Source organism: Streptococcus sp. FDAARGOS_192 (assembly GCF_002073815.2).
Classification (GTDB): domain Bacteria; phylum Bacillota; class Bacilli; order Lactobacillales; family Streptococcaceae; genus Streptococcus; species Streptococcus salivarius_H.
Genome location: NZ_CP020431.2, coordinates 1,004,981 through 1,028,037 on the forward strand (window position 1 = coordinate 1,004,981; position 23,057 = coordinate 1,028,037).

At 39.4% G+C, this 23,057-nt stretch carries 22 protein-coding genes; 3 read left to right on the top strand and 19 right to left on the bottom strand.

Going from position 1 to position 23,057, the window contains the following annotated elements:
* Nucleotides 1-153: 153 nt before the first annotated feature.
* From A6J31_RS05805 to A6J31_RS05825, 5 genes are all read right to left on the bottom strand, one after another.
* Nucleotides 154-1,458, bottom strand: coding sequence for a sensor histidine kinase (locus tag A6J31_RS05805; protein ID WP_080610666.1), 1,305 nt, complete (start codon nucleotides 1,456-1,458; stop codon nucleotides 154-156).
* The gene (locus A6J31_RS05810; protein ID WP_080610667.1) at nucleotides 1,455-2,108 is read right to left on the bottom strand and encodes a response regulator transcription factor; all 654 of its coding nucleotides are present in this window, start codon (nucleotides 2,106-2,108) and stop codon (nucleotides 1,455-1,457) included. The genes A6J31_RS05805 and A6J31_RS05810 overlap by 4 nt, the downstream gene beginning before the upstream one ends.
* Before the next feature lie 71 nt (nucleotides 2,109-2,179).
* Nucleotides 2,180-3,556, bottom strand: a complete 1,377-nt coding sequence (locus A6J31_RS05815) for an ABC transporter permease (RefSeq protein ID WP_080610668.1) — start codon at nucleotides 3,554-3,556, stop codon at nucleotides 2,180-2,182.
* 13 nt (nucleotides 3,557-3,569) lie between these two features.
* Nucleotides 3,570-4,202: an ABC transporter ATP-binding protein gene (locus A6J31_RS05820; RefSeq protein WP_002885283.1), complete on the bottom strand. Its 633-nt coding sequence runs from the start codon at nucleotides 4,200-4,202 to the stop codon at nucleotides 3,570-3,572.
* Between the two features lie 15 nt (nucleotides 4,203-4,217).
* Nucleotides 4,218-5,477 carry an ABC transporter permease gene (locus A6J31_RS05825; RefSeq protein WP_080610669.1) on the bottom strand — a complete coding sequence of 420 codons (1,260 nt, stop codon included), beginning with the start codon at nucleotides 5,475-5,477 and terminating at the stop codon, nucleotides 4,218-4,220.
* A 307-nt stretch (nucleotides 5,478-5,784) separates the two neighbouring features.
* Between A6J31_RS05825 and A6J31_RS05830 the strand changes: the two genes are divergently transcribed.
* Nucleotides 5,785-7,269 carry a DUF1846 domain-containing protein gene (locus A6J31_RS05830; RefSeq protein WP_080610670.1) on the top strand — a complete coding sequence of 495 codons (1,485 nt, stop codon included), beginning with the start codon at nucleotides 5,785-5,787 and terminating at the stop codon, nucleotides 7,267-7,269.
* 221 nt (nucleotides 7,270-7,490) lie between these two features.
* On the opposite strand, the gene A6J31_RS05835 is transcribed toward A6J31_RS05830, so the two are convergent.
* The 6 genes from A6J31_RS05835 to dhaK all read right to left on the bottom strand — a co-directional run bounded on the left by A6J31_RS05835 (nucleotide 7,491) and on the right by dhaK (nucleotide 12,354).
* Nucleotides 7,491-7,835, bottom strand: a complete 345-nt coding sequence (locus tag A6J31_RS05835) for a hypothetical protein (protein WP_080610671.1) — start codon at nucleotides 7,833-7,835, stop codon at nucleotides 7,491-7,493.
* 302 nt (nucleotides 7,836-8,137) lie between these two features.
* Entirely contained in the window at nucleotides 8,138-9,229 is a 1,092-nt protein-coding gene (locus A6J31_RS05840) for a glycerol dehydrogenase (RefSeq protein WP_080610672.1), read from the bottom strand.
* A 152-nt stretch (nucleotides 9,230-9,381) separates the two neighbouring features.
* Complete coding sequence (locus A6J31_RS05845) at nucleotides 9,382-10,365, bottom strand: Gfo/Idh/MocA family protein (protein ID WP_080610673.1); 984 nt, start codon at nucleotides 10,363-10,365, stop codon at nucleotides 9,382-9,384.
* Nucleotides 10,366-10,379: 14 nt separating this feature from the next.
* A complete protein-coding gene (dhaM, locus tag A6J31_RS05850) occupies nucleotides 10,380-10,754 on the bottom strand; it encodes a dihydroxyacetone kinase phosphoryl donor subunit DhaM (protein ID WP_080610674.1) in 375 nt (124 codons plus the stop codon).
* Between the two features lie 3 nt (nucleotides 10,755-10,757).
* A complete protein-coding gene (dhaL, locus tag A6J31_RS05855; RefSeq protein WP_080610675.1) occupies nucleotides 10,758-11,333 on the bottom strand; it encodes a dihydroxyacetone kinase subunit DhaL in 576 nt (191 codons plus the stop codon).
* Between the two features lie 31 nt (nucleotides 11,334-11,364).
* A complete protein-coding gene (gene dhaK / locus A6J31_RS05860) occupies nucleotides 11,365-12,354 on the bottom strand; it encodes a dihydroxyacetone kinase subunit DhaK (RefSeq protein ID WP_080610676.1) in 990 nt (329 codons plus the stop codon).
* A gap of 326 nt (nucleotides 12,355-12,680) precedes the next feature.
* Here dhaK and A6J31_RS05865 point away from each other — a divergent pair, with 326 nt between their 5' ends.
* Complete coding sequence (locus A6J31_RS05865; protein ID WP_080610677.1) at nucleotides 12,681-13,946, top strand: threonine/serine ThrE exporter family protein; 1,266 nt, start codon at nucleotides 12,681-12,683, stop codon at nucleotides 13,944-13,946.
* A 92-nt stretch (nucleotides 13,947-14,038) separates the two neighbouring features.
* On the opposite strand, the gene mcrC is transcribed toward A6J31_RS05865, so the two are convergent.
* From mcrC to A6J31_RS05885, 4 genes are all read right to left on the bottom strand, one after another.
* On the bottom strand, nucleotides 14,039-15,085 hold the full coding sequence (mcrC, locus tag A6J31_RS05870; RefSeq protein ID WP_080610678.1) for a 5-methylcytosine-specific restriction endonuclease system specificity protein McrC: 1,047 nt from the start codon (nucleotides 15,083-15,085) through the stop codon (nucleotides 14,039-14,041).
* Nucleotides 15,082-16,779 carry an AAA family ATPase gene (locus A6J31_RS05875; RefSeq protein WP_080610679.1) on the bottom strand — a complete coding sequence of 566 codons (1,698 nt, stop codon included), beginning with the start codon at nucleotides 16,777-16,779 and terminating at the stop codon, nucleotides 15,082-15,084. The genes mcrC and A6J31_RS05875 overlap by 4 nt, the downstream gene beginning before the upstream one ends.
* 173 nt (nucleotides 16,780-16,952) lie before the next feature.
* Complete coding sequence (locus tag A6J31_RS05880) at nucleotides 16,953-18,968, bottom strand: M13 family metallopeptidase (RefSeq protein ID WP_080610680.1); 2,016 nt, start codon at nucleotides 18,966-18,968, stop codon at nucleotides 16,953-16,955.
* Nucleotides 18,969-19,127: 159 nt separating this feature from the next.
* Nucleotides 19,128-19,457 carry a bacteriocin immunity protein gene (locus A6J31_RS05885; RefSeq protein WP_073949642.1) on the bottom strand — a complete coding sequence of 110 codons (330 nt, stop codon included), beginning with the start codon at nucleotides 19,455-19,457 and terminating at the stop codon, nucleotides 19,128-19,130.
* A 331-nt stretch (nucleotides 19,458-19,788) separates the two neighbouring features.
* On the opposite strand from A6J31_RS05885, the gene A6J31_RS05890 reads away from it, so the two are divergent.
* A complete protein-coding gene (locus A6J31_RS05890) occupies nucleotides 19,789-20,820 on the top strand; it encodes a S66 peptidase family protein (RefSeq protein WP_080610681.1) in 1,032 nt (343 codons plus the stop codon).
* Between the two features lie 53 nt (nucleotides 20,821-20,873).
* Here A6J31_RS05890 and A6J31_RS05895 read toward each other — a convergent pair whose 3' ends face one another.
* The 4 genes from A6J31_RS05895 to A6J31_RS05910 all read right to left on the bottom strand — a co-directional run bounded on the left by A6J31_RS05895 (nucleotide 20,874) and on the right by A6J31_RS05910 (nucleotide 22,978).
* Complete coding sequence (locus A6J31_RS05895; RefSeq protein WP_022496790.1) at nucleotides 20,874-21,461, bottom strand: DUF1648 domain-containing protein; 588 nt, start codon at nucleotides 21,459-21,461, stop codon at nucleotides 20,874-20,876.
* Nucleotides 21,451-21,726: an autorepressor SdpR family transcription factor gene (locus A6J31_RS05900; RefSeq protein ID WP_002891308.1), complete on the bottom strand. Its 276-nt coding sequence runs from the start codon at nucleotides 21,724-21,726 to the stop codon at nucleotides 21,451-21,453. The genes A6J31_RS05895 and A6J31_RS05900 overlap by 11 nt, the downstream gene beginning before the upstream one ends.
* Nucleotides 21,704-22,432: a YhfC family glutamic-type intramembrane protease gene (locus tag A6J31_RS05905; RefSeq protein ID WP_225791582.1), complete on the bottom strand. Its 729-nt coding sequence runs from the start codon at nucleotides 22,430-22,432 to the stop codon at nucleotides 21,704-21,706. The genes A6J31_RS05900 and A6J31_RS05905 overlap by 23 nt, the downstream gene beginning before the upstream one ends.
* 219 nt (nucleotides 22,433-22,651) lie before the next feature.
* Entirely contained in the window at nucleotides 22,652-22,978 is a 327-nt protein-coding gene (locus A6J31_RS05910; protein ID WP_021143892.1) for a bacteriocin immunity protein, read from the bottom strand.
* Between the last annotated feature and the right edge of the window lie 79 nt (nucleotides 22,979-23,057).

Genomic DNA, 23,057 nt, shown 5'->3' on the forward strand with positions numbered 1-23,057 from the left:
TCTTTTTGTTGTTTAAAACATTTCAATAATCTATACTCCAGACTCCTTAAACTTTTGGTAATATTAAAAAATAATAGAGTTGAAATGTAAGGTCAGCCTTTGCTTATTTAACAATACAAAAAAAACGATGGTTAATACCTTAACCATCGCTTTTTAATTTTTGGGCAAGACCATAACAAAGCGCCTCCCCGTAGAACTTTCTTCAAATCTATAGCTAAGTTCCTCATGCTCTAAAAGGTATTTGACCACAAAAAGGCCTAATCCTCCTTCTTTCTTAGACTGAGCTTTAGTTGAAATATTTTCTTTAGATACACTCGTATTTTCAATGACAAAATCAGTTCCTTCATTTTCTAAACCTATTCGAATCACTCCACCCTTATCAGAATGCTTGACTGCATTACTGATGATATTTGAGAGAACCAATTTCAAAATAGGTAAATTCATGAAAATACTAGTTGCCGGAAGATAATTGTCAATTGATAGGGAGCGATTCTCAACCAACACTTGATTTTGAGTGAGTATGCGATTTACCACATCATCTAACTGAATCCACTCCTTATCACCACCTAATTCTTGAACAGAAGATAAAGACAGGATCTCTAGGACAATCTGGTTCATCTCATCGACGATATCGAGGGAGACAGACAGATAGCGGTCCCGATCCTTGTAGCGACCAATTTTATCTCGCATATTTTCTAGGATAATCTTCAAGCTGGCCAGAGGCGTCTTGAGCTCATGCGAAGCCCCACGTAGGAATTCCACCTTCATCTGCTCCAACTTCAGATTTTCCTGTTTCTGCTGCTCAAGATTGTCGATCACCTCTAAAAGATGATGATAGAGGTCGTTGATCTGCTGCTTAAGAACACCAATCTCATCCTGTGAATGAATAGGAAGACTGGCTGTCCGATCCAGCCGCTTCATCCGCTTGGTCATCTGCTTGATCTCAAGGATTGGAGCAGAAATCATGCGGGCATAGAGATAGGAGGCAATCAGCGATAGAACAAAGGAAGCAAGGAGACTATAGGGAAGAAAGCCCAGACTGATGTCCCGCGCTTCCTTTTGCGAATCGACGGTCGCTAAGAATTGCAAGGTCAAGTCCTTCCCCTCTTTTGTCTGGATTTTTCGCTCTTCAATGACCAGGGAATTGTTCTGGCTATCCGGGTTCAGGAGCAAGTCATCCTTGACCTCTAGGGCATTTTGTTTTTCCTTGCCCTTGATAGAAATCTTGATATCATTGGTCTTGGAATAAAGATCGATGACGGACTCAATGGTCCCTTCTTCCTGACCTTGTAAACTCTTAGCCAGGGCCTCTGATTTCTTCAAAATCGTCTGACGCTGGGACTCGATATAGGTCGATGGAAAAATAAAGTAAACCGAAGCGTGTAGAAGGATGACTAAGCCACTAAAAAGGGCAAAGGTGATCAGAAAGATCTTTGCAAAGATACTCCGTTTGGTCATGGTCTCTCCAATTTATAGCCGACATTGCGTACCGTAACGATACAGTCCAGCTCTAGTTTTTTTCGTAGTTCCTTGATATAGACATCAATCACCCGGTCAAAAGGTATCTCCTCAGTCTCCTTCCAGACGGCATCAAGGATCTGAGATCGGGTCCGGGCCTTGCCTTCATGCTGGAGCAGGTATTCCAAGATTTCCAACTCCTTGGCATTCATGGAGATAGCTTGACCAGCTAGGCTGGCTGTATAGCTCTCAAAATCCACCCGTGCCTCTCCATAGGTGAAGACCCGGGAGGGCTGGAGCTTTTTAAAAATAGCTTCGATGCGGACCTTCAAGAGGGACAAGGAAAAGGGTTTTTCCAGGTAGCCATCTGCCAACTCTCCAAAGGCCGTCAACTTATAGTCCTCGTCATGGAAGGCCGTTAGCATGAGGACAGGGACTGAGCTGGTCTTGCGAATGGTCTTGAGGACTTCCAAGCCATTGAGGATAGGAAGCTGGATGTCCAGCAAGACTAGATCCGGCGCTTCTCTGTGAAAGAGGTCCAGGGCCTCCTGCCCATCACCTGCTTCAAAGACCTCATGGCCACATTCCATGAGATAGTCGCTCATCCCTTCTCGAATCAGGACTTCATCTTCTACGATTAGTATCTTCATACATTATCCTTTTAATCTATATATGGTCTCTTTCTTCCATTATACCGTTTTTTATAGGTGCAGCAAACTTATCATTCAACATCAACTAAGAGGTCCTTGGGTTTCTTGTGAAGAAGCCAGCGAGAAGAAATCAAGGATACCAAGCTTAAAATAAATCCACCGACTAGAATGACTACCAAAAGTTGCTTAGGTTGGACTGTCATGTGAATCTGAGTTAGAGTCTTACCGAAGCTTTCTGCCTCAGCCCCTCCACCAAGATTTGCAGCTAGAGATTCTTTGGTCATTTGCTTATTGATACCTTCTGTTACATTGGAAAGGACTGTATTACCAACTTTTTCGGCAAAGAAACTAGCTAAACCATATGACAAAAGAAAGGCTGGTAAGGCAATCATCAGCAATTCTATTAAAAATTGACCCGCAACCTGTGTCTTTTTAAGTCCCAAGGCCAAAAAGATACCAACTTCTCTACGACGAGCATTTAACCATAAAATTAACAGAAGAGTTAGCAATAAACTTGTAAAAATGAGACTTCCAATAAACATACGGTTTGCCACACGATACATCCCAAGAATAGATTTCTGTAAAGCAGGGTAATTTGACGAGCTCTTAACAAGATCGTAGAGGGACCAGTTAATATTCAACTTTTTAATCTTTGCTATCAAGGAATCAAGATTTTGATCGCCTTTAGCAAAGAAAGTGGCATCCTCATAAGTGGCAGTTTCTACAGTATTACCATAGAGTTTTGCTACTGTATCTAGATCAGTGATGAGGGTGTTTTCATATAACTCCTGAGCATAGGTAACGGCTGCTTTATTTTGACCAGAAAATAAACCTTTGATAGTCACTTCTACTGTTTCATCAGCCCTTTTTTCGTTATCAGCATCATAGAGATTAGATTTAAGCTTTACTTTATCTCCTACATTAAGACCATTCTTTTTAGCTAAATCTTCGTGCATCAAGATTTGATTATGATCCTTATCGGTTAGATGTTCTCCTTCAACTAGTTTATAAGCACCTGAAACAAATTTATCTTCTTTTGATGAGTCATTGACTCCTGTCAACATCAAGGTAGACTTAAAATTTTTAGCACGTTCTGGCGATTGATTTTGTAGCGTTTGCTCTGTTTCAATAATCTCATAATCTAGTAAATCACCAATACCATTTATCCGTTTAATAGTCGAAACAATTCCTTTAGTCTCACTAATCTTTTTAATATCTTCTCCCTTAAGATTTCCAGCCCCTCGAGGAGTTCCAGGATTCGTGTTACGATTAATCTGCATTGAAAAACTATTGGTAATTGCCCCTAGACTCTTGGATGCAGCTTCTTGGGTTGCACTTCGCATAGCAAGTCCTAACAAACTAAGAGTACTCATCAAAAGAATAATAATTAACAGTAATAGTGACTTTGACCATTTTCGTGTAATATATGCAAAAGCGTTTCGAAACATAAGAGTCCTTTCTTTATTTTTTCTTTTCTATGAGTTGTTTCTTCTTCAACTCTAAAACCACATCAGATGCCTGAGCAACTTCCTTACTGTGCGTGACAACAATAACACATTTTTGGCGATCTAAGGCCATTCTTTTAAGGATAGCAATAATATCCTTCGCAGTTTCCTCGTCTAGATTTCCTGTCGGTTCATCTGCTAAGATAATTGGAGCCTCTGAAACCAAAGCCCGCGCAATAGCTACACGTTGTTGTTGCCCACCTGAAAGTTGCAGGACATTTCGATTAATTTGTTTTTCATCTAATCCCAATTCAGAAAGTATCTTCCTATCGGCATTTTTATTAACAAGTCGTACATTTTCTAAAGGTGTAAGATAATCAATGAGATTGTAATTTTGAAAAACAAGCGCAACATGGTGTCTACGATGATAACTAGAGCCTTTTTTCTTGATATTTTCTCCATTAAACAAGACCTGCCCCTTCTTGGGATAATCAAGACCTGCCAAAAGGGAAAGTAAGGTCGATTTTCCCGCTCCAGATTGCCCAATAATACTATAAAATTTACCTTTCTCGAAACGATAATTCACTTTCGAGAGGATAGCTTCACTTTTATTTTGATAACTATACGTAACATCTTTGAGTTCTAACATAGTGTTCCTTTCTCCTTAACTCATATTAGATAAGATTTCTTTTGGAGTTTTACGCCAAATGAGACCTGTTGTCACACCGAGCGATAATATTACCAAGACTAGAAGACTTAGATAAGATTGGCCTAAAGGTAGTCCCTGAGGTATTTGATCTAATAACTGAAGAGCCTGCTGCTGTCCTTGCTGTCCTATAAATTCTTGCAAAAACAGTCGACTTAGTAGCCGTCCAATAGCAAGGGCAGGTAGCAAAGACATAAGGGACACCAACAATATCTCCATAAGAAATTGAGCAAAAATGCGTCCCTTACTCTTCCCAATTGCTAAAAGAATACCTATCTCATGATTTCGCTCACGCGTCCATAGTGCCATTAAAAATGAGAGGATCCCTGCTCCTGTAACAATTAAACTAATCATCATCGTTCTGACGATTCCTTGTAGCGCTTTAGACGATTCCTTCAAGGAATCAAAAGCCTTACGGTCCTCGTCTAAACGTAGACGATTCCAATCGATATTCAATTGTTCCACTTGTTTAATGACTTGATTGATTCTATCTGGATTCTTAATACCAAAGGATAATTTTGTCACTAACTTATCAGTCAAATTAAGCAGTTGGCTATTATCGTCATAATGGAGGAAGATTTGATTTTCACTTAAATCTGAGGACATTCCAGTAAAAGTCTCCTCCTTCTTGCCAGAAAAAATACCAACGATATCAAAGGTCATTTCCCTAGCTCCACTTTCAGTCATCTGGAAATTGGACAAGGTCAGCTTATCTCCGACGCTTAGCTTATTTTTCCTAGCAAGCGATTCATGAATCATAATTTGCCTTTTAGCAGATATGTGCTTCCCCTTAATGAGTTGAAAAGCACCACTCCTAAAATCAACACTTTGGCCTGTTTCCTTAGTAAAAGTGGCTCCCAAGGCTTGATTAGCCTCATTATCAAGATCATCACGTTCCACCGTTTGTTTTCCTGTAACTACCTTCTTATCGATAAGTCGCACCGGACTTACATATTGAGGTATCGTTGAAATCACATCAGATAGATGACTAATCTTTGCCCCCTCTTTCCAGGAAAAGGCACTCCCTCTTTCTTTACTTACCAGATCAAAACTGGCCCCACTTGACTTCCTGATTTGTGCCTCCATTCCTCCACCAACTTGCATAAGAGAAAAACAAAAATACAAGCAAGATAATATCAAAAATAAAATAAGAAAAAGGATAAAATTCCGCGTTTTTTTGCGGAAAATATAAGCAACTGCCTGTTGTAAGAGAACCATCTTCCACCTCCATTTAAGACATTGGCCCTCAGCTACACCAAAGATAAATGAGGACTCTTCATTTTTCTTATCCTAATTATAGACGACAAATGTGAAACCTTTATGAAATTCAATATTCTAAAGTGATTGTTATCTAAAAATCTAACTGCTGAGATGAGAACTCCAATTAAATAATAACTCTAAAGGACTATCATAAAAAAATACGTTTCATGATTGACTTCACCTCTTTTTCTCCCATAAATCGTCTCTCGCCAATAGCATTTACCTTCGGCATTTGATATAATTTTCCTCAGAGGTATTTTTATTTATGAAGAAACAAGCTTTTAGTTCTGAACAGTATTTGAATCTACAACGCGACCATATTTTGGAGCGTATTAACCAGTTTGACGGGAAACTCTACTTGGAGTTTGGTGGTAAGATGTTGGAGGATTTCCACGCTGCTCGTGTCCTTCCTGGTTATGAGCCTGACAATAAAATCAAGCTCCTTCAAGAGCTCAAAGATCAGGTTGAAGTGGTTATCGCCATCAATGCTAGCAATATCGAGCACTCTAAGGCTCGTGGTGACCTTGGTATTTCCTATGACCAAGAGGTCCTTCGTCTGATTGATAAATTCAACGAGCTTAATATTTATGTAGGTTCTGTTGTCATCACGCAGTATTCAGGTCAACCTGCAGCCGATGCTTTCCGTAACCAACTGGAAAAAAATGGCATCACGTCTTACATCCACTACCCTATCAAGGGCTATCCAACGGATATGAACCATATCATTTCTCCTGAAGGTATGGGAAAAAATGACTATATCAAGACCAGCCGAAACCTTATCGTTGTTACTGCTCCTGGTCCTGGTTCTGGTAAATTGGCGACATGTATGTCTAACATGTACCACGACCAAATCAATGGCATCAAATCAGGTTATGCAAAATTTGAAACCTTCCCAGTTTGGAATTTGCCGCTTCATCATCCAGTCAACTTGGCCTATGAAGCTGCCACTGCCGACCTTGATGATGTCAATATGATTGACCCCTTCCACTTGGAAACTTATGGCAAAACTACGGTAAACTACAACCGTGACATCGAGATTTTCCCAGTCCTCAAACGTATGCTTGAGCGCATCCTTGGTGAGTCACCTTACGCTTCACCTACAGATATGGGTGTTAACATGGTTGGTTTTGCCATTACGGATGATGAGGCAGCCAAAGAAGCTTCTAAACAAGAGATTATCCGTCGCTACTATCAAACCGTCCTTGATTTCAAAAATGAACGTGTTCCTGAGACTGCTGTCAAGAAGATTGAGTTGCTCATGAATGATCTTGGTATTACTCCTGAAGATCGCCAAGTGGTCGTTGCAGCACGCGCTAAGGCTGAAGAAACAGGTGGTTCTGCTATTGCCCTCGAATTGCCAAATGGTCAAATCGTCACTGGTAAAAATTCGGAACTCTTTGGTCCAACAGCAGCTGCTTTGATTAATGCTATCAAGACTTCTGCAGGTATTGATAAGGATACTAAACTTATCGAGCCTGAAGTGGTTAAACCTATCCAAGGTCTGAAAATTGACCATCTGGGTAGCCGTAATCCTCGTCTCCACTCCAACGAAATCCTTATCGCCTTGGCCATTACTGCTGCCAACAATGCGGATGCGGCGCGTGCCATGGAGGAACTTGGTAACCTCAAAGGTTCTGAAGCTCACTCAACAATCATTCTTACCGATGAAGACAAAAATGTTCTTCGTAAGCTCGGTATCAATGTGACCTTCGATCCTTACTATCAATACGACAAATTGTACCGTAAGTAATTCATGATTTAAAACAAGAAAGACCTCAGTTTTACCAACTGGGGTCTTTTCGAAATGACTTTAACTGGAGAAAGAAAAAAGGGAAACTCTATCGAGTTCCCTTTTTGATAACCCACTCTTTCGTCTCGACCCGTTCCCAATGAAAAGGGAGTGGCCTAGCATTATTATGAAAAAGTGAGTTAAAGGTATCAAACAGAGGGCTAAGCCACTCCCGATTCTAATCAGCCTACGATTTCTAACTTGAGAAAAGGTAAGCTAAAAAGCAAAATTATGGTAGATAGGACAGCAACAAACGGGAGGTAACGACCTCCAAAAAGGTAGAGAAACAATGGAGCTATCGCTATGAAACGATTTAGAAAATTACTAGTAACCCGAACAGTTTGTCCGTCCTCAACAGTAATCGTATTAGACTTGTAACCCAATTTACCAACACTCAAACGAGCTTTTGTTGAAGGTAGGGAAACTGTCACATCTTCAACCCCAGAAACCGTTCCCACAAGACTAGTGTCTACTCGAATGGGACTCTTTCTAGCCACCTTGCTCGCTTCAATTGTTATACTAGCCACTAGCCATCTCCTTTTCCTATCTTTCTACTTACAGTATACACTTTTTGAAACGCTTACACAAGTGAAATGACTGTTAAATCAGGATTTCTTGAAAATATTTTATGTTTTCAAAAGTTCTTAAACCGCTTTGAGGAACTTTGAAATTATTGGATTTTAAATAGCAAAAAGGGCTTAGTCCTATCTAATACAGAACTGAACCCTTTCCTATAAGAATTTGTCTATCCTGTTTGGATAAGTGCCAGAGGGGGATAATATTCCTATACGGGAATAGTGGCACTTCCCCTACAAAAGACCAAATTCACTTAGGCTAATCCATGAACATAAGCATCTACAGCAACGATGGCTTGAGCAATATCAGAAGCTTTCACTTCAAATGGCATTTGATGAATAGTCTCTCCTTCGATTGTTGCTTGTTGACCAACCTTGAGAAGATCTTCGTAGCTTGCATTTTCAAGATGCATTTCTTTAAGAGTGGTTGGCATGCCAATTTGTTGATAGAAACGAATGTATTTATCCAAAACTTCTTTTGGACGATTTTCTAGGAACAATTGTACAAGAGTTCCGTAAGCTACTTTTTCACCATGAGTCAAATGGTGAATATCGCCAGTGAGGGCTGTGAAACCATTATGGATGGCGTGAGCCGCAGCCAAGCCACCACTTTCAAATCCGATACCACTGAGAAGGGTATTGGCTTCAATGATGTTTTCAAGGGCAGGCGTTACCACTTTTGCTTCACAGGCAGCCATGGCTTGTAAACCATCTGCAAAAAGGATTTCTTCACAGCGTTCAGCAATGGCAACACCAGCAAGTGTTTGGTGTTTGCCTAGCATGGTTTTACCATTTGCTTGCATAACTGCTCGAGCTTCTACCCATGTTGCTAAGCCATCTGCAATACCAGATGCTAACAAGCGTTTTGGCGCTTGAGAGATAACCTTACTATCGACCAAAACCAATTCTGGGTTCTTAGAATAGAAGATGTAGCGTTCAAAGGCACCTTCGTCCGTATAGATAACAGACAAGGCTGAAACCGGAGCATCTGTAGATGCAATGGTAGGAGCAATCACTACTGGTGATTTAAGAAGATCTGCGATGGCTTTAGCACTATCAATAGTCTTACCACCACCTAAACCAATGACTAAATTACAGCCCTTTTCTTGGGCCAAACTTACCACACGATTAATTTCATTATCTGAAGCTTCACCATTAAAGAAGACTGGAACAACTGTAAGTCCATTTTGAACGAGGTATTCTTCGAAACGTTGACCCACAATGTCATAAACTACTGAATCACACAATAGTACAGGATGACTTCCTAGTTCCAAAATGGTTTTTGCATTTTCAAATAAGGCGTTTTCACCTTGAATGTAACGTGACGGACTTGCAAAATTTCTCATAGTCTTTCTCCTTTGATATAAATGTATTTATATAGAATCAATTAAATGACCTTAGTTCTATGGGATACAGAGCTAAACCCTCACTTTAATTGACAGTATATCTATTTAGAGTCAGTACATAAGTCTAATTTTTTACTCTGTTTGCAAAACTCCTACTCTTCTTCTGGGTAGGTCAAACCCCAGTCTTTGCGGAGTTGTGTCATGAGGTCCATGACATCTCGGCTGTAATTGAGGTAGGTATGATCATCCTCGCCTGCAACGGCTGCTTCCATATCGAGAACTTCATACTGAAGGGCTTTAGCGGTTTCTCCTGCTTCGATGACTTCTTGTGAGCCATCTTCCGTATAGGTGATGACCGCCTTTTGCCCACGTGGGTATTCATAAAGTTCGATATAGCCCTTGTCATAGGCGATAGTACCACGTTTAGGTTGTTTAGCATGAAGACTCAGGGTTACAGTCGCCATTTCCCCTTCTGCATTGGCAAGGAGAATACCCGCTTGTTCATCAACACCAGTTGGAGCTAATTTAACCTGTGAAACCATCTCTGTCGGTTGCGACGCCATGAACCAACGTACAAAGGAAAGGGCATAGACACCGATATCAAGCAAAGCTCCACCAGCCAAGTTACGATTGAAAAAGCGGTTGGTCATGTCATATTCTTTATAGGAACCAAAGTTCATCTGGATAACCTTAAGAGGTCCCAACTTACCACTTTCCACGATTTCAGAAAGTTTCCGATAAATAGGCATATGGAAAATGGTCATGGCTTCTGCCAGTTTGACATGATTTTCTTCGGCAAGTTGAATAGCTTCTGCCAATTCCTCACTATTTAGGGTGATAGATTTTTCACAGAGGACGTGCTTGCCAGCTGCTAAGGCCTTGCGAAGGTAATTAATATGCGTATTATGAGGCGTTGAAATGTAGATGATATCCACTTCAGGATCTTCAAACACTTGGTCAATCTCTTCATAAACCTTTTCAATGCCATATTTTTCAGCGAAGGCTACACCCTTGTCATAGGTACGATTGGCAACGGAATAGAGTTTCCCACCAAGAGCTTCCAAGGCTTGTGCCAATTCGTTGGCGATAACGCCAGTTCCAAGACTAGCCCAGTTGTACTTAATTTGGTTTGTCATAGTTTTCCTTTTTTCTATTTTTGAATAGTCAATTCGTTGATTTGAGATAAGATTTCAACCTCACTCGCTCCTGCCTGAAGCAAGGCTGCAGCCGCATAGGCCCCCTCAATGAGAGGTACCTGTTGAATAAGGATTTCCTTGTCTGAAAATTCCTCAAGCATTTCCAAGTTCATACGGGCACTGCCTAAGTCGTAAAAGGCCAAGAGTCGGTTGGCGGGCTGACTGTCCACAGCCACTTGCACATGGTCAAAACTAGATCCCAGGCCGCCATCTTCCAGACCACCTGTAGCCGTCAAAGGGATATTTGGAGCGACTTCTCGAATCAGGCTCACTAAACCTTTAGCAATATCCGCAGAGTGGGACACAATCACAATTCCAAGTTCTGGCATATCCTAGCCCTCCGCTTCTAGCAAGGCTTTGAAGAGTAGCCCAGACGAATAAGAACCTGGATCAATGTGACCAATAGAACGCTCACCTACATAAGAGGCACGCCCCTTGGTAGCCGCAACTTCCTTGGTTGAAAGAACTGCTTGATCAATGACATCATTGGTGAGTTGGCCTTGTTTGACCGCTTCAACAACTGGATGCCAAACATCCACCATGGTCTTTTCACCAACCTCTGCATGGCCTCGTTTTTTAATCATCTCGAGACCTGCCTCAAGCACTCCTGCCAAATCTTGACCAGCTTGTTCAGCCTTCATCATGCCCATAAAGGCAGACCCATAAAGTGGTCCTGAGGCACCACCAACCTTACTAATCAAGGCCATAGAGACCGCCTTGAACACTTCTGCTGCACTTTGTGGTTCAGTGTTGTTAATAGCCTCAATGGCTGCCGCCATGCCACGCGCCAAGTTAGCACCATGATCACCATCTCCAATAGGACCATCTAATTCAGACAAGTGGTCTTTTTCTGCTTCAACCTTTTGATCAAAGCATTGCATCCATTTTACTGCAACTGTTTTATCCATAATATACCTAATTTCTAGTTTTCATGTCAGACTACCAAGCGATGGTCTTAACAGGACTCTCCAGAGCCTCAAGCCAAGCGTCATTTTCAATCTTCATGAGCGTCAATGAAAGACCTGCCATATCAATCGATGTCATGTAGTTACCTAATTTTCTATAAACCACATCTAAGCCCGCATCTCCAAGAATACTTGCTACATCATTAGCAAAGACATACTGCTCCATGAGAGGTGTCGCACCCATACCATTGATGAGAAGGGCATAGCGTTCACCTGAATTAGCCTCAAAGGCTTCAAGGAGCTTCCCTGTCAATTCTTCAGCTAACTGTCGAGAAGGTTGCATAGACTCCTTGCGATAGCCTGGTTCACCATGGATACCAATACCGTACTCTATTTCATCCTCTGCTAGGACAAAACCAGGTTTACCAACCTCAGGAACCGTCGCACCACTAAGGGCCAAACCAATGGTGTGGATATTAGGAACAATCTTGTCAGCCAAGTCTTTGATTTCAGCCAGAGACTTACCTTCGCGAGCCGCATGACCTAGGATCTTATGCACGAAAATGGTACCTGCAACCCCACGACGGCCTTGAGTATAGAGGCTATTTTCCACAGCAATATCGTCGTCCACAACGACACTGGCAACCTCGATACCTTCCATCTCAGCCAATTCTTGAGCCATCTCAAAATTCATGATGTCACCAGAATAATTTTTAACAACCATGAAGACACCAGCTCCTTGGTCCGCTTCCTTGATGGCTTCCAAAATTTGATCAGGCGTTGGTGACGTAAATACTGCACCTGCGATGGCTGCAGAAAGCATACCATCACCTACAAAACCAGCGTGTGCTGGCTCATGACCACTTCCACCACCAGAAATGAGACCAACTTGACCAGCAGCCTGCTCATTTCTTACAATGATGTCAAAGCCGTCAACACGATGCACCAAATCACTGTGAACATAAGCCAAACCATCTAGCATCTCTGTCACAACATTTTCAGGTTTATTGATAATTTTTTTCATGGAATTGTCTCCTTTTCAAAGGTATCATCTATTTGCACTTACATTTGTTCCCTTCTCTAATTGCTAAGACCCCTATAAATAAAGGAATTAAACGCTTTTTAAGAAAGGTAGCGTAAAATATGTAAACGCATACATTTTATAATTTAATTGTAGCATTTGCCTCTACCAATGGCAAGGCAAAAGGCAAGCCCTCCATTTTCCTGCCCCCCTATCATTAAGTAGGAGAAAAATCTCATAGAAAGTCCTATTTTAGTCGTCAAAGCTATTGAAAAACCACCATTCAAGCCTTATAATGGAATGACGAATTAAGCGATAAGGAGGTTCAAATGACCATCGATTTTCCAAGAGAAACAGAAATAGAAACCAAAAATGAAATGGATGCCGTCCTTCAGGCAGGCCGTGTCCTGATGGAGAGCGGTGCTGAGATTTACCGTATCGAGGACACCATGGGACACATGGCCAAGTCTCTTGGTATCAGAGACTTCTCCACTTATGTGGTCAATCGAGGAGTCATGATTTCTGGACTCAACCGCTCAGGTCTTAAAGAGTCTCGTGTCCTAGCTACCTCAGTCCCGTCTATCCATCTGGGCAAGCTCGAGGAAGTTAACCGCCTGTCTCGTGAACTGGCAGAGCAGCCAAATCAGCCTGTGGCTAGTATTTTCCAAAAGCTGAAAACCATAGAGCAGAAGACTTTCTATCGTCCTTTAGAGGACATTATAGCCTGTGTCATTGGTGCAGGAAGCTTCTCGCTAGCCCTTGGAAGTAGCTGGATTGATGGAACTGCTGCGGCTATATCGGGACTTTTCGTAGGGATTGGTATGCAGCTTTTCTCACGTTTTATTCATACCAGTTTCTTGCAAATTATCCTCTCTAGTGCCATCGCTGCTTTATCAGCCAATGTTCTCTACTATCTAGGAATTGGCCAGCACCGTAGCGTGATTATCCTGGGAACCTTGATGATTTTGATTCCTGGGGCCTACTTTGTTAATGCCATTCGTGAATTCACCCAGAACAACTACTACAGTGGACTGGCCCTAATGCTGTCAGGGGTCTCCACTTGTCTGTCTATCTCTGTAGGTGTTCTTGCCATGATTTCCATTCTACCCTTTGCGGAACAATTATCAGGCATGTTCTCAACACCATCCACCTCTTGGCAGGAGGTCTTGATTCAGACCTTTATGGCAGGCCTAGGGACCGCAGCCTTCTCTGTGCTTTACCGAGTGCCCAAGAAATACTTCTTAGACCTCGGAACCCTAGGTGCAGGCTCATGGCTCCTCTACCTCTTGATTTGGAACAATACCCATCATGAGGTCCTTGCCATCCTCTTTCCTGCCCTACTGGTCACTTTCACCTCACGCTTTTTAGCACACTACCGTAGATGTCCAGCTACAGTCTTCCTAGCCTCAAGCATGTTCCCACTCATCCCAGGGATGAGCTTCTACCGTGCAGTCTACTTCCTCTTGATTGGAAATTCAGACCTAGGTCTAAGCTTCCTACGGGCTTGTTTCCTGGCCTCATTTACCATCGCCATCGCCGTCAGTTTGACACAACAAATCCCTAGCCATTATTTTGTACTAGGGAAGAAGAAATAAAAAACAAGAATACCCATAGCATTCGTACGCTAAGGGTATTCTTGTTTTATTTAGGCCTTGGACTCCATTTGTAACAACTGATAACATTCCACCTAAATCTTCTTTAATTCACCAAAATAAGATGTCACAATGACATCCAATTGTTTCGCAATGTAATCGAATGGTTGGTTTAAATCTAGTGTAGCAACACTAAATTGATTACCAAGAATATGATAAGTGTTATCAGGCTGAATTAATTCATCAGTTTTTGCATATAACAACATTCCTGAAACTTTGCAATTTTCACTTGAGTATTGGTATTCACAATTTTTCACATAGGCAAAAATCTGATAGAGATTGTGGGAATGAACAGTATGCTTATCGAAATGTGATTGTGTAGTACTCGAATAATATTTTGCATCAATTATTAAGATATTTTTCCCTCTCATTAAGACAATATCTGATCTCATACTTGGTAGCATCTCACCACTCCCATTATCTAACGCCCACGGTATCAAAGATGCACATGCATTCAACTCAGGATAATGCTTCTTATAGTATGACAGAAGGAACTTTTCATATAAATGACTCATTCGCTGGTCATCAAGAAACTCTCTGACCTTCATATTTCCATCAGTGGTTGACTGTAATAGACCCTCAAAAAACAAATAGCAAATAGAAATAATTAATCTATAGGATTGATTATTCCTATTGTATCGTATGTTCCAATTAACTTGTTTCAAATCGATTACTTCAATATCATTGAAAAACACCATTAACTTTCGCAATTCTTTTTTACGTTTTTTAGGAATATCAACTTTTAATAGTAATGTAAGTGTTGTCTTAATAATGCAGTTCATGGTATTGTTAACTGAAAAATCTTCGTAAGAACAAACAACCCGTTGCCTCAATGAACATTGATTTCGTATAGAATCACTGATTTCAATCTTCCCTCTTAATGTCTGTATTTCTTCAGTTTTAGGTATGTACTCTTTTAATAGACCTTTTTTAAGCTGATTTGAAATTGCACGAACCAATATAGCGCTCATCAAGTCAGCAGTATTTTGAAATTCTTCGGTAGAAATTTTTCTGTATCCCTGTCCCCTTAATGAACTATATGCATATGTCAACATATAATAGATATTTTTGATTGATATCACTGAATAGCACTCCTTAGGTTTTTAGACCATTCTTTTACTAAGCTTGGCTCATCAAACCAATATTCTTTTAACAAAGGGATCAATTCATATTCAACAATACTAGAAAGAATATCATCTGTTATAAATTCAGCACTAAAATTACAGAAATAGCTGTGCCCGATACAAAAGCCTTCGCCAAGAGAATCATCTGTTGAAATGATATCATTGAGATTTTTAATACAGTTAATAAGTTTATCGAATTTTTCATTATTAATTTCATCCTGATATTTTTTAAATCCATCTGTTTCAAATCCGGGCTTAAGCTCAAAGAAAGCGAATCTACGTCGCAACGCATAATCAAGCATAGCCAGACTTCTATCAGCTGTATTCATCATCCCTATAATATATAAATTCTTTGGAATAGAGAACTTTTCATCAGAATAAATAAGCTGTAAACTTGCTCCTCGTTTATCATTTTCTAGAAGCATAAAAAGTTCACCGAATATTTTACTTAGATTCCCCCGATTAATTTCATCAATAATAAAATAATAGTCGTTATCCTCATCACCTTCTGCTTTTTTACAAAAATTATAGAAGGCACCATTTTTTAATTTAAATCCATTGTCAGTCGGCCTATATCCCATAATAAAGTCTTCATAAGAATAACTCTGGTGAAATTGAATCATCATAACTCTCTCGCTATTTCTTTCACCCATTAAAGAATATGCTAATCTCTTTGCAGTGTATGTCTTACCTACTCCCGGGGCACCTTGTAAAATGATATTTTTCTTATATCGAAGAATAGAGCTCAAGCGTTCATATTCTTCTTCACTCATGAATACGTCATCTAAGAAATCATTTTTAGAGTATGGTCGATAAATCCTATCAATTTCATCAATCTCTGAAACAGAGTCATCCTCTAAAAGTACTGAATTCTCAGAAACTATACCATTAACTTTATCTTCATGGCTTATTATTTTTGAAGTTTTCCATGCCTCAAAGGATAACTCCTTAAAGCTCTTGAGTGTCGCTTCTTCACTATCTAAGTAAGTCTGTATAATCTCAATAGTATTAAAATAATCAACACCCGAAATTTTGGACTGAATTTTAGGCAGCTTTTCAGTAATTTTTATCGGAATTTGACCCGATTCAAAAATAAACCAAATATTACATCTATCTAAATTCAAGAAAGAATTTGGTGCAATCCAATAGAGCCCCATAGTTGTTTTACTATTGCCATTTCCTTTTCTAGTATTGACAATATCAAAAAACTCTATAACTTTTTCTTTATTCTCGATAACTGGCTCTTTATCATAATCTAAGGCTGAAATAAAAAGTGACCACAAATCATCAATGTCATTCTCTCCCCTTTCATCAATAAAATAGTAATAGGTTGCATTCAGGGGATTAAGAATTGGTATACTATCGAATGATGTTGGAACTTCACTTTCTAAATTGAATAGTTCTGCAATCGCACTTAAAATCTTTACGCGATTTTCATCTTTTATCCTTTTATTGAATAGACCGAAGACAGTAAAGGGATCAATATCTACGAGCTTATTATCTTTCTCTAAGGTTGGCATGGATAAACCTGTACGTTCGTAAATACCTTTCACTTTTTCGATTAATTCTGCTCTATTATCCTGATAATTCACTAGTTCTAAAGCAAACTCTTTGTAAAACTCTGCCCAGGCAAATTGATTTTTTTCTTTCATAATAAACAGCTCTCTTAATTTTAAAATATTGATAACATCTAAATTTATCATTAACAAGAACTATTATACCATGTTAAAAGTTTAGTTATCAAACAATTTAATAAAACATATAATCAAGGTTAGTTCAATGTAAGCGCAAAAGAAAAGACCGCTTTCACAGTCTTTTAACCTTTTTACCACAAACTAATACGTTTGCTTGGTGCTAAATACATGGCGTCTCCTTCCTTGATTTGAGGGTAGGCCTCATAAAACTCAGGAAGGTTTTTAAGTTGTTGGTTAACACGCAACTCATTTGGTGCGTGGACGTCTTGTACCATGGTATATTTATTGTACTGTAGGCTGGCCTTTTGTTTCCAGATATCTGCGTAGTTCTCAAAGTAATCCTTGAGATTAGGTTTTGTCATTTCTGTTTTGAGCACTTGGAGTGTGGATGAAAGACCACCAGCATCTGCGACATTCTCAGTGACTGTGAGTTTTCCATTTACCTTAGTCCCGTAAATTTCCAAACCATTCCACTGGTCTTCAAAGGCTTTGATCCTCTTGTCGAAAGCTTTAGTATCTGCTTTTGTCCACCAGTTATGCATGTCGCCGTTCTCATCATAGTCAGCACCATTGGAGTCAAAGGCATGGGTAATTTCATGTCCAATCACGACACCGATACCACCATAGTTCTTTTCAGTACTTTGGTTTTTGTCATAAAACGGAGCTTGCAAAATACCAGCTGGGAAGTTGATGCTATTGCTTTCTGGGTTGTAATAGGCATTGATATCAAAAGCAGAACCAGACCATTTATTCTTATCAATAGGATCATCAAAATGATCAATGGTATAACGTTTTCCGAACTGGGCAATGTCTTCCGACAATTCAAAGAAGGACTTGTTCGGATCAAGATGTAGTTCCTTAGTACCGGGATCCACATCTTCCTGATAACCTACAAAAACCTTCATTTTATCCAACTTTTCGATGGCCTTGTTGCGTGTATCTTCCGTCAACCAATCATTTTGTTGGAGACGGCCACGATAGACATTTTTGATTTTATCAATCATGCCTGTCACGTCAGTCTTGGCTTCCTCACCAAAGTATTTACGTCCATAATAGACACTCATGACATCACTAAACAGATGGACACTCATCTCGTAAACCGTATCTTCCTTAGAAATTGGCTTCTGTGTACCCATAATAGCCATGCTAATCGATTGAAAATTCAAGCGGTAATCTTCTGTCAGAGAATTTGAGGCCGCCATAGCTTCTTGAACCAAGATCCATGATTTGATTTTAGAAAAATTGTCCTGATTGACGATCTTACTATAATTCTCAAAATACTTGGTATTAGGGACGTTGATGGTTTCTAAATCACGTCCCATAATGCCTTTAATGACATCATATAATTTGAAGGAACCAGAGTAGGCATTAATCTCTTCTGCTGTTTTAGGGTGAACCAAATTCTTACTTTCAGACATCTCTTCGTTACTGAGACTGTACTTAGCAATGATTTCGTCGAACTCCAGTGCTTCTTTGACAATGCGTTTACTATTTTTTTCGCTATATCCAAGCATTTCCAAGGCTTTTTGCGTAGCTGTTTCAATTGGAGTCAAATATTGTTTCTTGCTGGCCTCGTCTTTATAAATGGACACATCTGGCAATAAGATACTTGGGGGACTCAATTGGATTTGTTTTTGGCTGGTATTCTCTGCGTTAGTTCCTACGTCATAACCAAATGGAAGAGGAATACCCTTATCAGTCAGATTAGCAGATTTACTGGCCAAATCATTTAGATCCTTGATATCCTCAATCTCTTTTAGATAAGGTTTGAGAGGTTCAAGGCCATCTTTCTCACGTTGCTTGTAATCACTAGCAGCCTTGTAGAAGGTGATAAACTCAGACATCCCTGTAATATCTGACGTTTCCTTGCCCTCCCCTAAATTTTTGATATCCTTCTTTAACTTTCCTTTGATATCTTCATCTAAAGTATAAAAATTATCAATACTTGGAGAATCAGCAGGGATTTTAGTTTTTAGGAGCCAGTCCTTGTTAACAGCTTGGTAAAAATTTGAGGCTACCGTAGCATTCTTGTCAATCGGTGTCTCTTGTGGGACAAAGGTTTTATAGGCCCAAAAACCACCTCCTGCAAGAGCCAAGGCCAAAGCTCCCGTTATGGAACCAAGAATAATTTTCTTACGCTTTTTCATAGATACTCCTTAGAAAATTAGATTAATATACTTGTATTATATCATTAGAACACTTGTTTTAGCAAGCTGTTTTTGGGAGACAAAAAGAAGTAATCAGACGATTACTTCTCTTTATTTTCTTAAATAGCGAAAATTAGGTATCATGACATTCAAGATAAATCATCTAAAAGACAAACTACCGAGTGATGTTAATCCTCTTGCTAGATTAAAGTTACGCTCTGATTTTTCTTGGAATTCTGTGAGCGTCTTACTCAAGTCACTCACTCCAGAACTCAGTGATTTGCCTTTAGAAAGATTGCGGACTGCTAGAACTTGAATAGCTCTGCATAATTCTGCTAGAAGTTCGTCATTATCCTTCTTTCCAACTTCGATTTCATTTTTAAACGTTACGAGCAACTCTCTCTCATTTTCAGTTGTTTCTGGATTTACAATCAGATTATAGATATTGTTTAAGATATCCGTAATTTGCGTGTTATTGCTTTTTGTCATCTAGATTACCTCCTATAACCTGTAGCAAGATTAGGTCGAGCAAGTGAATTAAATTGGTTAATTGTTTGTGTTGTCATGAGCAACGACCTCTTTCAATAGTTCGCTGTGACATCATTATACACATCTAACATAGCAAATTCAAGAATAATAATATCCTTCGACCACAAATGGTCCAAATATAGCACCAACAGACAAAAAGAAGTAAGCACATCGAGCGGTTATTTTTCTATTGCTTTATTGACATAAAAACATATGTCTAACGCTATTCCTTATATTTTTCTATCATTCTTTATGATACAATAGCATCAATTTATTTTTAGGAGGATAATATATGACTTCTACTATTGGTATTATAAGTTTATCTAGTGGGATTATCGGTGAAGACTTTGTCAAGCACGAAGTGGACTTGGGGGTCCAACGACTCAAAGACCTGGGACTCAATCCTATCTTTTTACCTCATTCGCTAAAAGGCTTAGACTTTATCAAAGAACATCCTGAAGCTCGTGCAGAGGATTTGATTCAGGCCTTTTCTGATGATAGCATCGACATGATCCTATGCGCCATCGGTGGAGACGATACCTATCGCTTGCTACCTTATCTTTTTGAAAATGACCAACTACAAAAAGTTATCAAACACAAGATTTTTCTTGGTTTCTCAGATACAACCATGAACCATCTCATGTTGCATAAACTAGGAATCAAGACTTTTTACGGCCAATCATTTCTAGCAGACATTTGTGAGTTAGACAAAGAAATGTTGCCATATAGCCGCCACTACTTTAAAGGATTGATTGAGACTGGTAGAATCTCAGAAATCCGCCCTAGTAACGTTTGGTATGAGGAACGGACTGATTTTAGTCCCAAAGCCTTGGGAACACCTCGTGTCAGCCATGCAAATACAGGTTTTGACTTGTTACAAGGCAATGCTCAGTTTGAGGGAGAAATCCTCGGTGGTTGTCTTGAGTCTCTCTATGATATTTTTGACAACTCTCTACACGCAGATAGCACAGACCTCTGCCAAAAATACAAACTTTTCCCTGACTTATCCGACTGGGAAGGAAAGATTCTATTGCTAGAAACAAGTGAAGAAAAGCCTAATCCTGAAGACTTCAAAAAGATGTTGCGAACTTTAAAGGACACTGGTATATTCGAGGTCATCAGCGGACTATTAGTCGGAAAACCTATGGATGAAACTTTCTATGACGACTATAAAGAAGCACTATTGGATATCATTGATAGCAATATCCCGATTGTCTATAATCTGAATGTCGGCCATGCCACACCAAGAGCGATTGTTTCCTTTGGAGTCCACGCGTATGTAGATGCAACGGAGCAAGTCATTCGCTTTGATAATCACAAATAAAGCTGGGAAGAATTTCTCAGCTCAGATTGAAGTAATCAGACGATTACTTCTTTTTATTTTCTTAAACAGCGAAAATTGGGTAACAAGATACTCAAAATAAGAACTATAAAAATGCCCAAAACCATAATTGTAGTATAGGGATTAAAGCAGAGACTTATTAGCAAGGCAAGACTTATTCCAATCATTAGGTATCCCAACTTTCTCACTACTGATTTACTGCTCTGGTTATGATTTTTTGTAGCCAGGCCAATACTTTTAGGAAGATAATTTCCAATCACTAGAAAAATAAGTGCCACTAACCAAATCACAGTCAAGCGAACTTGAACATGACCTCCTAAGGCAACAGTCAATATAAGACCTTGGATAAGCACAGTAGAGATTGGGAGCAACCATAGCATAAACTCTTTTAAGAATGGGATCGTTATTTGTTTAAAGAATGAAAAACAGAGATTATATATGATTAACGCAAGAAAAGGTAGGGCTACTATTGCTAGATTGCGGTTCATAAAACCATTGGCTTGCTCTTCCACATTAAAGTGGATTGCAATCTGATTTGGCAGTTGTTTGTAAAAGACTAGTCCGATAATAACCGGTGTAAGTATTACTATATTACCAATGACTCTTTGCATATTATTTTTCATCTTCTTTTCCTCCAAGTGATTGAATCCAAGTTAAAATTTCTTCAAAAACGGTCAGGTTTAAACTGTAGTAGATAAAATTCTTCTGCTTTTCTTCTTCAATAAGTCCCGCTTTTCTCAAGGTAGACAAATGATGGGAAACTGTTGCGGGAGCTAAATCAAACTGCTGGCTGATTTCACCAGCGGACTTGGGTCCAGACTTTAGATAGTCTAAAATTTCTCTCCTCACAGGGGCAGAGATAGCTTTAAGTGTTTCTGATAATCCCATGACTTCCCTCCTTCTTCCAAATTTTGCTTGTCAGGAGTCCTACACCTAGAACATAAATAGCTAAAATGGCTTCGATTAGTAAGAGATTGCTAACTATTCCTTGTTGATAAGCACCTGCCAAAAAATCGATGGTAGCATGAAGTAATATCGCCACAAAATAGAATGAGAGCTTATGCTTAGTGACTGCTAGAAAATCCCAAGCTGTAAGCAAGACTTGTAGTAGTAAGGCAACTAGTCTTTCAAAGAGAGACATAACAACAGCAAAGCCTGTTAATTGTTTGACCTGACCTACTAGAAGTGAAGGTAACTGACTGGCCTGACCTGAATGGATGGCCTGTAAAACAATTATGTTAGTGAGTAAGCCCATCACTCCAATCAAGATAAATTCACTAAGACCATGTCCAAAACCGTAGGCTACAATATCAGACGTCATCAAACTTCTTTTCTTTTCGAGAATCTTAAAAACCAAATAGCGTGTTGTTTCTTCAACAAGGCCAGCCATAAATCCTCCATAAAGAATGGGCAACCATTTAGAAGAGTGAGCAAGACCAGAAAGAGCCACAGCATTGATAGGTCCTTCAATCATCATGACAGGTAAGGCAAAACCAATCAGACCTACTAAGAAGAGCTTGATTGAAAATTGCCATCTTTTCTTCAGAATGATAAAACCAATTACGGCGATAACTAACATGGTAAGAATTGTCATAAAAAGGAATGTTTCCATTTGATTTATCCTTTCATTGAAACGGAGCATCAATACGACTTGAGTCAGAATACCTATTTCCATACTTTTCGAAATAGATTCTACGCTTTTCTGAAAGCACTGTCAAGACTATTTCGAAAATAATCTAAATAGGAGCACAAAAAAGACCGTTTTCACGATCTTTTTTGTCATTTTAATTATTAAGCATCACAAACAGATAAATCATCTCAAAAACATGGCGATTGATGACAATCCTATTGCTAGATTAGCGTTACGTTCTGATTCATTTTGGAATTCTGTGAGTGTCTTACTCAATTCACTCAATCCTGAACTCAGTGAAATCCCTTTAGAAAGATTGTCGACAGCTAGAACTTGAATAGCTCTGCGTAACTCTGCAAGAAGTTCACCATTATCCTTCTTTCCAACTTCTATTTCGTTTTTAAACGTTACGAGCAAGTTTCTCTCTTCTTCAGTTGTTTCTGGATTTAGAATCAGATTATAGATATTGTTTAAGATATCTTCAATTTGGATATTATTACTTTTTGTCAACTAGAACACTCCCTAAATAGATCCTGCTTTTCTCAAGGTAAACATTTGATTTATACTATCATCGAATTCGGAAAGAAAT

Bases quoted from the DNA above. Each gene is read 5' to 3' on its own strand.
- A6J31_RS05840 (WP_080610672.1), bottom strand. From the start codon at position 9,229: ATGAGAAATTTTGCAAGTCCGTCACGTTACATTCAAGGTGAAAACGCC.
- A6J31_RS05805 (WP_080610666.1), bottom strand. From the start codon at position 1,458: ATGACCAAACGGAGTATCTTTGCAAAGATCTTTCTGATCACCTTTGCC.
- dhaK (WP_080610676.1), bottom strand. From the start codon at position 12,354: ATGAAAAAAATTATCAATAAACCTGAAAATGTTGTGACAGAGATGCTA.
- A6J31_RS05885 (WP_073949642.1), bottom strand. From the start codon at position 19,457: ATGACAAAAAGCAATAACACGCAAATTACGGATATCTTAAACAATATC.
- A6J31_RS05830 (WP_080610670.1), top strand. From the start codon at position 5,785: ATGAAGAAACAAGCTTTTAGTTCTGAACAGTATTTGAATCTACAACGC.
- A6J31_RS05880 (WP_080610680.1), bottom strand. From the start codon at position 18,968: ATGAAAAAGCGTAAGAAAATTATTCTTGGTTCCATAACGGGAGCTTTG.
- A6J31_RS05900 (WP_002891308.1), bottom strand. From the start codon at position 21,726: ATGGGATTATCAGAAACACTTAAAGCTATCTCTGCCCCTGTGAGGAGA.
- A6J31_RS05820 (WP_002885283.1), bottom strand. From the start codon at position 4,202: ATGTTAGAACTCAAAGATGTTACGTATAGTTATCAAAATAAAAGTGAA.
- A6J31_RS05815 (WP_080610668.1), bottom strand. From the start codon at position 3,556: ATGTTTCGAAACGCTTTTGCATATATTACACGAAAATGGTCAAAGTCA.
- A6J31_RS05845 (WP_080610673.1), bottom strand. From the start codon at position 10,365: ATGACAAACCAAATTAAGTACAACTGGGCTAGTCTTGGAACTGGCGTT.
- A6J31_RS05810 (WP_080610667.1), bottom strand. From the start codon at position 2,108: ATGAAGATACTAATCGTAGAAGATGAAGTCCTGATTCGAGAAGGGATG.
- A6J31_RS05825 (WP_080610669.1), bottom strand. From the start codon at position 5,477: ATGGTTCTCTTACAACAGGCAGTTGCTTATATTTTCCGCAAAAAAACG.
- dhaM (WP_080610674.1), bottom strand. From the start codon at position 10,754: ATGCCAGAACTTGGAATTGTGATTGTGTCCCACTCTGCGGATATTGCT.
- A6J31_RS05895 (WP_022496790.1), bottom strand. From the start codon at position 21,461: ATGAAAAATAATATGCAAAGAGTCATTGGTAATATAGTAATACTTACA.
- A6J31_RS05905 (WP_225791582.1), bottom strand. From the start codon at position 22,432: ATGACAATTCTTACCATGTTAGTTATCGCCGTAATTGGTTTTATCATT.
- A6J31_RS05890 (WP_080610681.1), top strand. From the start codon at position 19,789: ATGACTTCTACTATTGGTATTATAAGTTTATCTAGTGGGATTATCGGT.
- A6J31_RS05875 (WP_080610679.1), bottom strand. From the start codon at position 16,779: ATGAAAGAAAAAAATCAATTTGCCTGGGCAGAGTTTTACAAAGAGTTT.
- A6J31_RS05865 (WP_080610677.1), top strand. From the start codon at position 12,681: ATGACCATCGATTTTCCAAGAGAAACAGAAATAGAAACCAAAAATGAA.
- dhaL (WP_080610675.1), bottom strand. From the start codon at position 11,333: ATGGATAAAACAGTTGCAGTAAAATGGATGCAATGCTTTGATCAAAAG.